Raw genomic sequence first — 14,312 nt, 5'->3', positions numbered from 1 at the left:
ACCGCGGCACCCGGCCGACCGGCACGCGGGCCGGCGGCATCCGATCCGACGACGGGTGCGGCGGGGGTCGCCGGCCCGGCGGTGTGGGGACGGGTCGTCACGAGTAGACCTCCTCCTGCTGGCGGGTGCGCCGGAAGCTGACCGCCGAGACCGTGGCCACGATCGCGAAGATGAAGATCGACACCGCGGCGGCCAGGCCGAACTCGGCGCCCTGCGCGCCGAAGGCCAGCCGGTAGGTGTACGTGATCAGCAGGTCGGTGGCCCCGTTGGTCGGGTTGTCCGGCGCGAACGGGCCACCCTCGGTGGTCAACCAGATCGCGTTGATGTTGTTGAAGTTGTAGGCGAACGACGCGATCAGCAGCGGCGAGAGCGCGACCAGCAGCAGCGGCAGGGTGACCGCCCGGAACGACTGCCAGGGCGACGCGCCGTCGACCGAGGTGGCCTCGGTCAACTCCTTGGGGATCGCCTGGAGCGCGCCCGTGGTCACCAGGAACATGTACGGGTACCCGAGCCAGAGCTGCACCAGCAACACCGCCAGCCGGGCCGACCAGGCCTCGCCGAACCAGTCGACACCGAGCCCGAACAGGTTGTTGACCAGGCCGAAGTCGGTGTTGAACATGTCCCGCCAGACCAGCAGCATCGCGAACGACGGCATCGCGTACGGCAGGATCAGGAAGACCCGGTAGAGGTTGGTGCCCCGCATCCGGGGCGAGTGCAGGGCCAGCGCGATCGCCATGCCGAGTCCGAAGGTGAACCCGGTGGAGCCGACCGCGAAGGCGAAGTTCCACAGCAGGGTGCCGAAGAACGGGCCGGAGATGTCCGGGTCGGTGAGCACCCGGGCGAAGTTCTTGAACCCCACCCCGACCTGCCAGCCCTGGGCGAGCCGCTCGCCGTCGGCGGCGACGAAGGCACCGGTGTCCGGGTCGGCCGTCCAGGTCCTGCCGGTCTCGCCGTCGGTGACGCAGTCGCAGCCCCGGTCGTACGCCCGGACGGCCCTGCCCTCGTAGGCGCGGGACAGGCCGTTGGAGCGCACCGCGCCCCCGGAGGTCGGCACCACCAGGGCGGTGATCTCCTCGCTGCGGACGCTTGCCTGGCCGACGTTGAGCACGGTGTAGCCCTTGGCGGCGGTGACCCTGCCGCTGCCGGCGACGGTCACGTCGGCGGCGTCCAGCGGGCGCAGCCCGTCGGCGTTCCCGGCGGAGACCCGGCCGGTCGCCGGGTCGGTGAGCAGGAAGATCAGCGGTCCGGTGGCCGGGTCGCCGGTGGTGGCGATGGCGAGGGCGTACTCGGCGGAGCCGGGGACCTGCTTGACCGAGGAGGTCTCGATGGCGACGATCGCGTCGTCCTTGGAGCCCCGGTGGCCGTCGCCGAAGTTGGTGAACGCGGTGCTCGCGGTGTAGAGCACCGGGAAGACCTGGAAGGCGATCAGGAAGATCGTTCCTGGCACCAGGTACTTGGCCGGGATGTGCCGGCGGGTGAGGTAGAGGTAGCCCAGGCCGGCGGTGGTGGCCACCAGGATGGCGAGACCGACCCAGAGCCGGGCGGCGATGAGCGGGAAGGCCGCCCAGATCGCGATCCCGGCCACCAGGCCGAGCAGGACCACCTTGACGACGAGACCGGTCGCGGTGATCGGCGCGTGGGAGCGCGCGGTACGGGAGGTTTCCGGGGGCCCGGAACGCGCAGGCCCCCGGCCCGGGGCCTGCGGGGCAGGTCCCGGGCCGGACAGCGTGCTCATTACTTGATCTGACCCGAGATCGTCTTGCCGGCGGCGGTGACGGTCTTCGCCGGGTCGGCCCCACCGATGACTGCCGCTTCCGCCTTGCCGAACGGGTCCCAGATCGCGGCCATGGCCGGGATCGCCGGCAGCACCTGCCCGCCCTTGCCCGCCTCGGAGAACTTGGCCAGGTCCGGGTCGGCACCCTTGACCTGGTCGAACGCGGCGGTCAACGCCGGCGGGCGCGGCTCGGCCTGGTAGAGCGCCACGGCCAGCTCGGGCGTGGTCACATAGTTGGTGACGAACTCCTGGGCCAGCGCCTTGTTCTTGCCCTTGGCGGCGACGTAGAACGCCTGGACGCCGACGAACGGCTGGGCCTGCTTGCCACCGGCGAAGCCGGGGACCGGGGAGATGTCGTAGGAGATGCCTGCCTTCTTGGCGTCGGCGATCGCCCACGGGCCGGAGACCAGGAAGGCGCACTTCTTGCCGGTGAAGGTGGCGATCGAGTTCTCGCCGGTGATGGAGCGTTTGAGCGCGCCGTCGCCCTTCTCACCGAGCTTCGCGATCTTCTGGAAGGCCGCGATCGACTCCGGCTTGCCCACGCCGAGGTCCTTGGGGTCGTAGTCGCCGTTGGCGGCGGTGCCGAAGAGGTACCCGCCGGCCGAGGTGTACAGCGGGTAGATGTGGTAGGCGTCGCCGTTCTGTCCGGACTGGAGACAGAGGATCTCGCTGGCCTTCTTGTCGGCCTTGAGCTTCTTGCCGGTGGCGACGAGGTCCTCGATCGTCTTGGGCGCCTCGGGGGCCAGCGCGGTGTTGCGGATCAGCGCGACGTTCTCGGTGGCGTAGGGGACGCCGTAGAGCTGACCGTTGAACGTCACCGCCTTGATCGCGGTCTCGTTGAAGCCGGACTTCTGCTCGGCGGCGAGCTGCACCGGGTCGATGGCCCCGTTCTGCACCAGGTTGCCGATCCAGTCGTGCGCGCCGACCACCACGTCCGGGCCGCTGCCCTGCTGGGAGGCGGTGACGAAGTTCGTCTGGAGGTCCTTGGAGACGGCCTGCACCTCGACGGTGACGCCGTTGTCCTGGCCGAACTTCTCGGCGAACGGCTTGAGGGCCGCGGTGCGCTTGTCGTCCGCCCAGATGACGAGCTTGCCGCCCGCCGCCTGGGAGGTGGCCTTGGTGGCCGGTTCGTCGTTGCTGTTGTCGCCGCCGCAGCCCGACGCGGCGAGCGCCAGGCCGAGAACGGTGACCACACCCGCGGTACGGATGCGCATCGGTACTCCTGTCGTCATGGCGAAGCCGACCACCGGGGGGAAGGGCGGCCTCGTCGTGGGAAACACTGAAAGTTCTTGCTGACCGGCGCCGGGCAGGCCGCGCCGCTGCTGTCGCGTGTTGCCGGGACGTTAGCAAGAGGTTGCATATTATGGAAGGGCTTGCAGAGACGTACGCAAGAACTTGCCCTTGGGTTAAAGTTCCGCCATGCGCGCTCGACTGTCCGACATCGCCCAACAGGCCGAAGTCAGCGAGGCCACGGTGTCGCGGGTGCTCAACGACCGCCCCGGCGTGGCCCCGGAGACCCGGCAGGCCGTCCTGACCGCCCTCGACGTGCTCGGCTACGAGCGCCCGGCCCGGCTGCGCAAGCGCAGCGCCGGGCTGGTCGGGCTGGTGGTGCCGGAGCTGGAGAATCCGATCTTCCCGGCGTTCGCCCAGGTGATCGAGTCGACCCTGGCGCAGAGCGGGTTCACCCCGGTGCTGTGCACCCAGACCCCGGGCGGGGTCACCGAGGACGAGTACGTGGAGATGCTGCTCGACCGGCAGGTCTCCGGCATCGTCTTCGTCTCCGGCCTGCACGCCGACACGGCGGCCAACCACGACCGGTACCGCGCGCTGATCGCCCGGCCGCTGCCGGTCGTCATGATCAACGGGTACGCCCCCGGCATCGCCGCACCCTTCGTCTCCTGCGACGACCGGGAGGCCACCGAGCTGGCCGTGGCGCACCTGGTCGCGCTCGGGCACCGGCGGATCGGCCTGATCACCGGGCCGGACCGGTTCGTGCCGGTGCAGCGCCGGGTGGCCGGCTTCCGGGCCGCGATGACCCGGCTCGGCTCCACCGGCAGCGAGCTGGACGCGCTCGCCGAGCTGTCGCTGTTCGGCGTCGAGGGTGGCGAGGCCGCCGCCGGGCGACTGATCGAACGCGGGGTCACCGGGATCGTCTGCGGCTCCGACCTGATGGCGTTGGGCGCGGTCCGGGCCGGCCGGCAGCGCGGCCTGTCCGTCCCCGGCGAGCTGTCGGTGGTCGGCTACGACGACTCACCGCTGATGGCCTTCACCGACCCGCCGCTGACCACCATGCGGCAGCCGGTGGCCGCGATGGCGGTGGCGGCGGTCCGGGCCCTGGTCGACGAGATCAACGGGCACGCCGCCCCGCACTCGGAATACCTGTTCCGCCCGGAGCTGGTGGTACGCGGATCGACCGCGGTGGCCGGCCAGGCCGGCCCGGGCCGACCCCGCCCGGCACCCACCGCCCTCGCCGTCCCCGCCTGAGCCACGCTCCAGTTCCACTGCCGCTCCGCCTCCGCCTGAGCTGCGGAGCCCGCGTCTGCACCCAGGCCGTGAGCCCGCCCGACCTGCCAGCCCGCCCCACCTGATCCGCCATTCCACCTGATCCGCCAGCCCGCCCGGTCCGGCGGCGAGCCGACGCCGGACCGGGCGGATGCGGCGCTCCGTCGCCGGGCCCACCTCCCGGCTGCTGGGACGGGGGCGGGCCGGCCCCACCCTGGCCGCGGGTGACGGGCGTCATTTCTTGCGCAAGCCCTGCTTGACTCTTGCAGCATCCGGCCGGCATTCTCTCCACACCCGCGTCCGTCACCCACCACCGCGCGGGTGCCGCCGTCCCGCCACAGAACGGGGAGCTCCGCCGATGACCGCCGCCACCGACCCCACGCCGCAGACCTCCGACGACTGGTGGCGTGCCGCGGTCGTCTACCAGGTGTACGTCCGCAGCTTCGCCGACTCCGACGGCGACGGCGTCGGCGACCTCGGTGGCATCCGGCAGCGGCTGCCCTACCTGCGTGACCTCGGCGTGGACGCGCTCTGGCTCACCCCGTTCTACACCTCGCCGCAGATCGACGCCGGCTACGACGTGGCCGACTACCGCGACGTCGACCCGCTCTTCGGCAGTCTCGCCGACTTCGACGCCATGATCGCCGACGCGCACGCGCTGGGCCTGCGGATCATCGTGGACCTGGTGCCCAACCACACCTCCAGCGCGCACCCGTGGTTCACCGCCGCCCTCGCCGCCGGCCCCGGCTCCCCGGAGCGGGAGCGTTATCTGTTCGCCGACGGTCAGGGCGCGCACGGTGAGCTGCCGCCGAACGACTGGGAGAGCATCTTCGGCGGCCCCGCCTGGACCCGGCTGCCCGACGGCCAGTGGTACCTGCACCTGTTCGACCCCGCCCAGCCCGATTTGAACTGGCGGCACCCGCAGGTGCGCGCCGAGTTCGAAGACGTGTTGCGGTTCTGGCTCGACCGGGGCGTCGACGGGTTCCGCATCGACGTCGCCCACGGCATGATCAAGGCGGAGGGGCTACCGGACGTCGGCTTCAACTCGATGACCACCGGCCGCCGCCAGTCGGAACTGCTCGGCAAGGGCCGGCTGCCCTACTTCGACCAGGACGAGGTGCACGACATCTACCGGGCCTGGCGGCCGATCCTGGACAGCTACCCCGGTGGCCGGATGGCGGTGGCCGAGGCGTGGGCGGAGACCCCGCAGCGACTGGCCCGCTACATCGGCCCGGACGAGCTGCACCAGGCGTTCAGCTTCGACTTCCTCGACGCCACCTGGTCGGCGGACTCGTTCCGCAAGGTGATCGACACCGCGCTGGCCGAGTCGACGATCGTCGGTGCGCCGACCACCTGGGTACTGTCCAACCACGACCGGCAGCGGCACGTCACCCGGTACGGCGACGGCGAGATCGGCCTGCGCCGGGCCCGCGCCGCCGCCCTGCTGATGCTGGCCCTGCCCGGCTCCACCTACCTCTACCAGGGTGAGGAACTCGGCCTTCCCGAGGTGCTGGACCTGCCCGACGCGCTCCGCCAGGACCCGGCGTTCCTGCGTACCGGGGAGAGCCGCGACGGCTGCCGGGTGCCCATCCCGTGGAGTGGCGAGCTGGCCCCGTACGGCTTCGGTCCGCAGGGCAGCGCGCTGAGCTGGCTGCCGGCCCCGGCGACCTGGCGGGCCCTCTCGGTGGCCGCCCAGACCGGGACGCCCGGCTCGACGCTGGAGCTGTACCGGGCGGCGCTGCGGGCGCGGCACGAGCACCCGGCGTTGGCCGCCACCGCCGGCCCGGTGGTCTGGTTGGAGACCGGGCCCGGCGTGCTGGCGTTCCACCGGGCCGCCGACGACGCCCGGCTGACCTGCGTGGTCAACCTCAGCGGCGCCCCGGTCCGGATCGACGGGTACGGCCGTCCCCTGGTGGCCAGCGCCGACCTCACCGAGCAGGACACCGGACACGTCCTGCCGGTGGACGCAGCTGCGTGGTTCGAACGGCGCTGAGCCGGGTAACCCGCCTTTGACCTGGTCGTCCGTTGTGCCCCGCGCCGACGGGCGACTGGGCTGCCGACCCCTTGTGGTGGGGGGTGAGGTGGCACCGGCCTCCCGGGGAGTCCGCTCCCCGGGAGGCCGGAGCTCCATCCCGTACCGGGCACGCCCCCTGGGTCTGCGCCGGCGCTGCCGGCCGGCGTCCGACAGTTGCAGGGTGGTGCGGGTGTCCGGCCCGGTCGACGAGGGCTGGCAGGCTCTCGGCGGGTGTAGGCGTCACCGCCCGCGCAGCAGCCCGGCGATCCGACCGAAGCCCGCCCGCACCTGCGCCACGGTCGGTACGGGCGGCGGCTCCGGCCGGTCCGCCCCGTCGACCGCCGGCTCCTCCTGCTCGTCGAGCACGTCGTCGAAGTCGCCGTAGAGGTCGGCGGCCTCGATCCGGGCCTCCTCGTCCTCGGCGGCGAGCTGCGATGCGGTGATCTCGCCCCGGATCTCCTCGGCCGACAGCGCCGGCAACAGCGGCTCGACCACCGCCAGCAACTGCTCGTCGGCCACCACCGCCTCGGCCAGGGCCAACGCGTGCGGGCGCTCGTACGGGCCGCAGACAACAGGCTCCCACTCCGCCGGGTCGCCGAGCGGGCCGACCGTGATGATCCACGGCAGGCCGAGCATCGGCGAGTCGTCCGGCAGGTCCAGCGTCACAAGTGCGCCCACCGGCTCATCATGGCCGGTCCGGGCGGCACTCAGCGCGGCATTTGCCCCTTTCATCTTTTTCGACGACTGTCGGGCTCCCGCTACCGGGAACCGTCGTCAGGCGCTGTCCAGGGCGGCGCGGACCAGGGCCAGCGCCCGGTCGGACGACACCCCCAGCCGGGCCGCCTCCTCGGCGTACCGGGTGGCCGCCCGCTGCAACCGGTCGACCGCGTCGTCCCGGCCCGGGGCGACGAAGCTGCCGTGCCGGCCCCGGGTCTGCACCAGCCCGGCCGACTCCAGCTCCCGGTAGGCGCGGGCCACCGTGTTCACCGCCAGCCCCAGCTCGGCCGCGAACTGCCGCACCGGAGCCAGCCGGGTGCCCACCGCCAACCGGCCGTCGCCGATCATCGCGGCGAGCTGCGCCCGCACCTGCTCGTACGGGGGCACCGCCGAGCCCGGGTCGATCTCGATCAGCATCAGCCCGCCCCTCCCGGCGTACCCGGATCGGTCTCGGTCTCGACGTCGGCCTCGACGTTGACCTGCCGCATCACCGCGCCCTCGGAGAGGTCGACGACCCGGCCGTGCCGGCTGGTGGCGGCGAGCGCGGCACCGAAGAGCACCAGCTGGTTGAGCAGGTAGAGGTAGAGCAGCACGGCCACCGCACCGGCCACCACCGCGTACGCCGGGTTCCGCTCGGTCCGCACGATGTAGAACCGGCCGACCGTGTTGAGCAGGGTGATCCCGACCGCCACCAGCAGCACCACCGGCCGCAGCCGTCGCCGGCTCATCCGCAGCCGGGGCACCACCACCAGCAGCGCCGTCGCGAGCACCGCGTTGACCAGCACGCTGAGCACCGCGCTGATGGTGGTCAGCCCCACCGAGCCGGTGGCCCGCAGCAGGAACCGCAGTACCGACTCCAACGCGTCCACGGCCGCCACCGAGACGCCGAGCATGACGAAGACCAGCAGCAGCACGCCCAGGTCCACCAGCGGGCGGACCAACAGGTTGCCCGGCTGCTGGTTGAAGCCGTACATCAGCCGCTGCGACGACCGGATCGCCTCCACCCAGCCGATCCCGGTGAAGACCAGGATGACCAGGCCCACCACCCCGACCGCGTTGCTACTCTCGGCGATCTGCTGCGGGTCGAGGAAGGGCAGGTTGTCCCGCAGGAACGCCGCCACCGCGTCGGAGACCTCGTCGTTGTCCTCCAGGATCGCCCCGAAGACCGAGTACGCCACCAGGGCGAGGGCGAAGACCGCGAAGAAGCCGTAGTAGGCGATGGCGGCGGCCAACCGTCCGCCCAGCACCTCCCCGTAGAGGTCCACCGCCCGCCAGACATGGTCGAGCCGCGGCCACCGGCCCCGGGCCACGGCGAACCGGCGGTCCATGCCGGCCGTCCACCGGCCCCACGCATCCACCACGTCATCCTCGCCGATCTGTCGTCACCGGGCCCGCCAACCGGCTGCCGGCGGAAGGGGTGCCGGCCACCGGTGGACGGGGGTGCCGCCCGTGCTGGCGCTGCGACCGGACACCGGCGGGCGGGTCAGCCGCCGAGCCGGAAGTCCCGGCGCGGCTGCCACCGGGTCTGACCGCTGTGCGAGAACAGGGTGAACGCCTCCACCTCGAACATCGCCGAGAAGTCCGCCAGGTCCTCGTAGGCCCGGTCCAGCGCCTCGGGGGCGACGTCCTGCGCCACGGTGACGTGCGGGTGGTACGGGAAGCGCAGCTCCCGGTGCAGCTGGGGCGCGGCGTTGATGGCGGCGGCGAGCAACTCGCACTCGCTGATCCCGGCCGCCACCGCGACGAAGACCACCTGGGTCACCGGCCGGAACGTGCCGGTGCCCCGCAGATGCAGGGTGAACGGCAGATGGGTGGCGGCCACCTCGGCCAGATGCGCCTCGACCGCCCCCAACGCGGCCACCGGGATCTCGGTCGGACCGAGCAGTGTCACGTGCGCCGGGACGACCTGCGGGTCACCCGTCTGCACCCGCCGTCGGGTGAGCAGCTCACCCCACGGCTCCGGGATGTCCACCGCGATCCCGATCTGGATGGTGTCGCCGGCCACCGGAACCTCGTCCCTGCGATCCACGCTCCGCGCCACCCCTCCGGCCATCGTCTCGACCCGTACCGCCGCCCCGCCCATGACTACTCGAAGCGGACCGGCGCCAGGAACCCGACCCGCTCGTACGCTGTGCGCAGCGTCGGCACGGTGACCTCGCGGGCCTTCTCCGCACCGGCGGCGAGCAGCTTGTCGAGCTGGGCGGGATCGTCGAGGTACCCCCGGGTGCGTTCCTGGATCGGGGTGACGAACTCGCGGACCACCTCGCCCAGCTCCTTCTTGAGATCGCCGTACCCCCGGCCCGCGTACGCGGCCACCAGGTCGTCGATGCTCCGGCCGGAGAGCGCGGAGTGGATGGTGAGCAGGTTGGACACCCCGGGCTTGGTCTCGGTGTCGAAGACGATCTCCCGGCCGGTGTCGGTCACCGCCGAGCGGATCTTCTTGGCCGAGCGGGCCGGATCCTCCAACAGGTCGATGATGCCGGTCGGTGAGGACGACGACTTCGACATCTTCGCCGTCGGCTCCTGCAGATCGGTGATCTTGGCAGTGTCCTTGACGATGTGCGGGGCGGGCACCGTGAAGGTCGGCCCGAACAGCGAGTTGAACCGCTGGGCCAGATCCCGGGACAGCTCCAGGTGCTGCCGCTGGTCCTCGCCGACCGGCACCGCGTCGGCCTGGTAGAGCAGGATGTCGGCGGCCTGGAGGATCGGGTACGTGAACAGGCCGACGCTGGACCGGTCGCTGCCCTGCTTCTGCGACTTGTCCTTGAACTGGGTCATCCGGCTCGCCTCACCGAAACCGGTGATGCAGCCCAGCACCCAGGCCAACTGCGCGTGCTCGGGCACCTGCGACTGGACGAACAGGGCGCTGCGCTCCGGATCGATACCGACCGCGAAGAGCTGCGCGGCGGCCACCCGGGTGCGCTGGCGCAGCACCGCCGGATCGTGCCCGGCGGTGATCGCGTGCAGGTCGACCACGCAGTAGAACGCCTCGTGGGTGTCCTGCAACGCCACCCAGTGCCGCACCGCGCCCAGGTAGTTGCCGAGGTGGAACGAGTCGGCCGTCGGCTGGATGCCGGAGAAGACGCGGGGGCGGGCGGGAACGTCGGACATGCCGGCAATTCTGTCAGCAACCTCCGGCGTACGTCATGACGGGCCGGCGGGTCGACTCGCCGCCGGTTCCGCCGCGGCGGTGACCTCCCGTACCGACGCCCGCGCGACGTCGGCCGGTGCCGCGGCAGCGGCGGCCTCCCGGCGCGGCTCGGGCAGGCGGGCGGCGGAGACCGCGACCCGGGACACCCGACGCCCGTCGAGGGTGAGCACCCGCAGCAGCCACCCGTCGGCCGGGTCCGTCGCCGACGGATCGTCCGACGCGGTGACCGGGACCTCGTCCCCGGCCACCGGGAGCCGGCCGAGCGCCGCCATCACGTACCCACCGACCGTCTCGTAGGGGCCGGTGGGCAGCGGCACCCCGGTCCGTTCGGCGAAGTCGGCCAGGTTGAGCCGGCCGTCCACCACCGCCGGCAGACCGGCCGACACCGGTTCGGGTGGGCCTGCGTGCTCGTCGTGGATCTCCCCGACCAACTCCTCGATCAGGTCCTCGCAGGTGACGATGCCGGCGGTGCCGCCGTACTCGTCGACCACCACGGCGAGGTGGTGGCCCTCCCGGCGCATCTCGGTCAGCGCGGCGAGCACCCGCTTGCTGCCGGGCAACCGCTTCACCTCCCGGCTCACCCGGCCCACCGTGGTCGCCCGGTCCAGGTCGGGGCGCAGCAGCACGTCGCGAAGGTGGACGAAGCCGACCACGTCGTCGTGGGTGCCGTCGACCACCGGGTAGCGGGTGTGCGGCTCGGCCCGGACCAGACGTTCGGCCTCGGCGAGGGTCAGCCCGGCGGCGAGGAAGACCACCTCGGTGCGGGGCATCATCACCTCGCGGACCAGGCTGGCCCCGGCGACCAGCACCTCGTCGATGATCCGCCGTTCGTCGGGGTCGAGCACGGTGTTCGCGGCGACCAGGTCACGCAGTTCGTGCTCACTGATCCGTTCCCGACCGGCGGCGGGGCTGGCGCCGAGCAGGTCGGTGACGAGCCGGGTGGCGCCGTCGGCGGCCCGGACGACCAGCCGGGCGACACCGCGGGCCACCGGCCCGGGTGCGCGTCTGGTCCGCCCCGGCGCGCGTCTGCGGGGCCCGGGACCGCCCGCTTCCCGCATGGAAGTGATGGTAGGGCCGCCAACCACGAACGGTGGACGATGTGCGGATCTGTTCAACTATGAAGGTTCGTGATGGAATAGCGCCGACCCCGCGACGCACAGCGCGACGACAGCACCCGCCCGTAGGGTGATCACGAACGGCCGCAGCGGGCGCGGCCAGGCAGGAGGACCGACGTGAAACTGCTCGTCACCGGCGGCGCCGGGTTCATCGGCAGCGTGGTGACCCGGATGCTGCTCGACGCCGGCCACCAGGTGACCGTCCTGGACGACCTGCGCACCGGCCACCGGGCCGCACTGGCCCCCGACGCCACCCACGTCGACCTGCCCGTGCACGAGGCCGCCCGGGTCCTCACCCCCGACGCCGGCTACGACGGGGTGCTGCACTTCGCCGCGCTGATCGCCGCCGGCGAGTCGATGGTCCACCCCGAGCGGTACTGGCACGCCAACACGGTCAGCTCCATCGCGTTGGTCGACGCCGTCCGGGCCGCCCGGGTGCCGCGCCTGGTCTTCTCCTCCACCGCCGCCGTCTACGGCAACCCGGTCGAACTGCCCATCCCGGAGACCGCCGTCAAGGCCCCCACCAACACCTACGGAGCCACCAAACTCGCCGTCGACCTGGTGCTCACCTCCGAGGCGACCGCACACGACCTCGCCGCCGTGTCGCTGCGCTACTTCAACGTCGCCGGCGCCTACCTGCGCGACGGCCTCGCCATCGGCGAACGGCACGACCCGGAGACCCACCTCATCCCCATCGCCCTCGACGTCGCCGCCGGCCGCCGGGAGAAACTCCAACTCTTCGGCGACGACTACCCCACCGTCGACGGCACCTGCGTGCGCGACTACATCCACGTCGAGGACCTGGCCCGCGCCCACCTGCTGGCGCTCACCGCCGCCGTGCCCGGCCGGCACCGCATCTACAACCTCGGCAACGGCAACGGCTTCACCAACCGGCAGGTAGTCGACGTGGTCCGTGAGGTCACCGGCCATCCGGTGCCCGTCGAGACCGCTCCCCGCCGCGAGGGCGACCCGGCCGAACTCGTCGCCTCCTCGGCACTGGCCCGCCAGGAGTTGGGCTGGGTGCCCGAGAAACCGACCCTGACCGACATGGTGGGCGACGCCTGGGCGTTCTACCGCTCGCACGTGCTGGAGCAGTCGTGACGGGCCGACCCGACGTCGCCGACCGCGCCACCGCCGGCTTCTCCTCCGGGTACGACGCGACGCCCGCCGGACGCTGGGCGGCACCCGGACGGGTCAACCTGATCGGCGAGCACACCGACTACAACGACGGATTCGTGCTGCCCTTCGCCCTTCCGCTGCGTACCGTGGTCGCCGCCGGCCCGCAGCCCGGCGAACGCTGGACGGTCCGGTCGGAGATCGCCGACCGGCCGGTCGACTTCGGCGCCACCGAGGCCGACACCCCGGGACGGGTCACCGGCTGGGGTGGGTACGTCGCCGGCGTGGTCTGGGCCCTGCGCGAAGCCGGGTACGCCGTCCCCGGTGCCCGGCTGGCCATCGCCTCGGACGTACCGCTCGGCTCCGGGCTCTCCTCCTCGGCGGCCCTGGAAGCGGCGGTACTCACCGCCCTGGTCGACCTGGGCGGGTTGGACCTGCCCGACGAGCACCGCCCCCGGCTGGCCCAGCGCGCCGAGAACGGCTACGTCGGTGCGCCGACCGGCATCATGGACCAGTCGGCGGTGCTCCGCTGCCGCGCCGGCCACGCCCTCTTCCTCGACTGCCGGGACGAGTCAGTCGAACACATCCCGTTCGACCTGGACGCCGCCGACCTGGCCATCCTGGTGATAGACAGCCGCGCCCCGCACCGGCACGCCGACGGCGAGTACGCCTCCCGCCGCGCCGCCTGCGAACGGGCCGCCGCCCTGCTCGGGGTGCCCGCGCTGCGCGACGTGCCGGCCGCCGGCCTCGACGACGCCCTGGCCCGGCTGCCCGACGACGAGACCCGACGCCGGGTCCGGCACGTGGTCACCGAGAACCAGCGGGTGCTCGACACCGTCGCCCTGCTGCGCGCCGGCCGGGTGCCCGAGATCGGGCCGCTGCTGACCGCCTCGCACGCCTCCATGCGGGACGACTTCGAGATCACCGTCCCCGAGGTCGACACCGCCGTCGAGGCGGCACTCGCGGCCGGCGCGCTGGGTGCCCGGATGACCGGCGGCGGCTTCGGCGGCTGCGTCCTCGCCCTGGTCGAAGCGGCGGCTGCGGAACCGGTGGCGGCGGCCGTCCGTACCGCCTACGCCGAACGCGGCTTCTCCACCCCCACCACCCTCACCGCCCACCCCGCCCCCGGCACCACCCCCCTCCCCTAACCCCACCCCCACCCCCGCCCTCGCCCCGCCCTCCTCCGCCCCCGCCCGCGCCTGCCTTCGCCCCGTTGATCAAGAGGTTTACGTCAACCCACCAGCAAAATCTGACGCAAAGCTCTTGATCACCGGGGCGAGACGGGCAGCCGGACATGAGGGCGGGGCAGGGCGCGGAAAGGCGCGGAAAGGCGCGGTGGGGCGCGGTGGGGCTCGGTGATCAAGAGGTTTGCGTCGTCTGCTGGGCGGAAACTGACGCAAAGCTCTTGATCACCGAGAGCCGGTGAGGTGGGACGGGGCGGGGCGCTGGGGGTGGGTCAGGCGGTGTCGACGATCATGCCGGAGGCTACGGTGCGGTTGGTGGCCTCGTCGATGATGATGAAGCCGCCGGTGGTGCGGTTGCGGCGGTACTCGTCGGCCAGCAGCGGGACGGTGGTGCGCAACCGGACCCGGCCGATCTCGTTGAGTCGCAGCTCACTGGCGGTCTCGTCGCGGTGCAGGGTGTTGACGTCGAGGCGGTAGTACAGGCCACGCACGATCGTCCGCGCCGTCCGGGTGGTGTGCTTGATCGTGTACTTCCCGCCGACCTGGAGCGGGCGGGTCTCGTCCATCCAGCAGACCATCGCCTCGATGTCCTGCGAGACGGTCGGGGCGTTGTTCGGCCGGCAGATCATGTCCCCGCGCGAGATGTCGATCTCGTCGTCGAGGCGGACGGTGACCGACATCGGGGGGAACGCCTCGTCGACCGGGCCGTCGGCGGTGTCGATCGAGGCGATCCGGCTGG

12 protein-coding genes and 1 pseudogene are annotated in these 14,312 nt (G+C 72.4%); 4 read left to right on the top strand and 9 right to left on the bottom strand.

The window, feature by feature from the left end:
* Positions 1–97: 97 nt before the first annotated feature.
* Both AB0B63_RS17535 and AB0B63_RS17530 read right to left on the bottom strand, forming a co-directional pair.
* Positions 98–1,735, bottom strand: coding sequence for an ABC transporter permease subunit (locus AB0B63_RS17535; RefSeq protein ID WP_357019628.1), 1,638 nt, complete (start codon positions 1,733–1,735; stop codon positions 98–100).
* Positions 1,735–2,988: a maltose ABC transporter substrate-binding protein gene (locus AB0B63_RS17530; protein WP_219466940.1), complete on the bottom strand. Its 1,254-nt coding sequence runs from the start codon at positions 2,986–2,988 to the stop codon at positions 1,735–1,737. The genes AB0B63_RS17535 and AB0B63_RS17530 overlap by 1 nt, the downstream gene beginning before the upstream one ends.
* 205 nt (positions 2,989–3,193) lie before the next feature.
* On the opposite strand from AB0B63_RS17530, the gene AB0B63_RS17525 reads away from it, so the two are divergent.
* Both AB0B63_RS17525 and AB0B63_RS17520 read left to right on the top strand, forming a co-directional pair.
* Positions 3,194–4,258 carry a LacI family DNA-binding transcriptional regulator gene (locus AB0B63_RS17525; RefSeq protein ID WP_208568647.1) on the top strand — a complete coding sequence of 355 codons (1,065 nt, stop codon included), beginning with the start codon at positions 3,194–3,196 and terminating at the stop codon, positions 4,256–4,258.
* A 376-nt stretch (positions 4,259–4,634) separates the two neighbouring features.
* A complete protein-coding gene (locus tag AB0B63_RS17520) occupies positions 4,635–6,269 on the top strand; it encodes a glycoside hydrolase family 13 protein (protein WP_357019623.1) in 1,635 nt (544 codons plus the stop codon).
* 261 nt (positions 6,270–6,530) lie between these two features.
* Here the strand turns inward: AB0B63_RS17520 and AB0B63_RS17515 are convergent, their stop codons facing one another.
* The 6 genes from AB0B63_RS17515 to AB0B63_RS17490 all read right to left on the bottom strand — a co-directional run bounded on the left by AB0B63_RS17515 (position 6,531) and on the right by AB0B63_RS17490 (position 11,216).
* The gene (locus AB0B63_RS17515) at positions 6,531–6,968 is read right to left on the bottom strand and encodes a hypothetical protein (RefSeq protein WP_208568649.1); all 438 of its coding nucleotides are present in this window, start codon (positions 6,966–6,968) and stop codon (positions 6,531–6,533) included.
* A 96-nt stretch (positions 6,969–7,064) separates the two neighbouring features.
* Positions 7,065–7,424 carry a GntR family transcriptional regulator gene (locus AB0B63_RS17510; RefSeq protein ID WP_208568650.1) on the bottom strand — a complete coding sequence of 120 codons (360 nt, stop codon included), beginning with the start codon at positions 7,422–7,424 and terminating at the stop codon, positions 7,065–7,067.
* Positions 7,424–8,335 carry a YhjD/YihY/BrkB family envelope integrity protein gene (locus AB0B63_RS17505; protein ID WP_357019947.1) on the bottom strand — a complete coding sequence of 304 codons (912 nt, stop codon included), beginning with the start codon at positions 8,333–8,335 and terminating at the stop codon, positions 7,424–7,426. The genes AB0B63_RS17510 and AB0B63_RS17505 overlap by 1 nt, the downstream gene beginning before the upstream one ends.
* Positions 8,336–8,490: 155 nt before the next feature.
* Complete coding sequence (locus AB0B63_RS17500) at positions 8,491–9,060, bottom strand: 2'-5' RNA ligase family protein (RefSeq protein WP_244252842.1); 570 nt, start codon at positions 9,058–9,060, stop codon at positions 8,491–8,493.
* 32 nt (positions 9,061–9,092) lie between these two features.
* Positions 9,093–10,118 (bottom strand): tryptophan--tRNA ligase, encoded by a 1,026-nt coding sequence (trpS, locus tag AB0B63_RS17495; protein WP_208568652.1) that lies wholly within the window; start codon positions 10,116–10,118, stop codon positions 9,093–9,095.
* A 33-nt stretch (positions 10,119–10,151) separates the two neighbouring features.
* On the bottom strand, positions 10,152–11,216 hold the full coding sequence (locus AB0B63_RS17490) for a hemolysin family protein (RefSeq protein ID WP_208568653.1): 1,065 nt from the start codon (positions 11,214–11,216) through the stop codon (positions 10,152–10,154).
* A 228-nt stretch (positions 11,217–11,444) separates the two neighbouring features.
* On the opposite strand from AB0B63_RS17490, the gene galE reads away from it, so the two are divergent.
* Positions 11,445–12,374: a UDP-glucose 4-epimerase GalE gene (galE, locus tag AB0B63_RS17485; RefSeq protein ID WP_357019943.1), complete on the top strand. Its 930-nt coding sequence runs from the start codon at positions 11,445–11,447 to the stop codon at positions 12,372–12,374.
* Positions 12,371–13,537, top strand: a complete 1,167-nt coding sequence (gene galK, locus AB0B63_RS17480; RefSeq protein WP_208568655.1) for a galactokinase — start codon at positions 12,371–12,373, stop codon at positions 13,535–13,537. Before galE ends, galK begins: the two co-directional genes overlap by 4 nt.
* 308 nt (positions 13,538–13,845) lie before the next feature.
* Here galK and AB0B63_RS17475 read toward each other — a convergent pair.
* A pseudogene (locus AB0B63_RS17475) lies at positions 13,846–14,312 on the bottom strand (sulfate adenylyltransferase); the annotation flags it as partial.

This window comes from Micromonospora sp. NPDC049081, from assembly GCF_040648835.1.
Taxonomy (GTDB): domain Bacteria; phylum Actinomycetota; class Actinomycetes; order Mycobacteriales; family Micromonosporaceae; genus Micromonospora; species Micromonospora antibiotica.
Note: the sequence above shows the minus strand (reverse complement) of the source record. Positions and strands in the feature narration are given on the sequence as shown.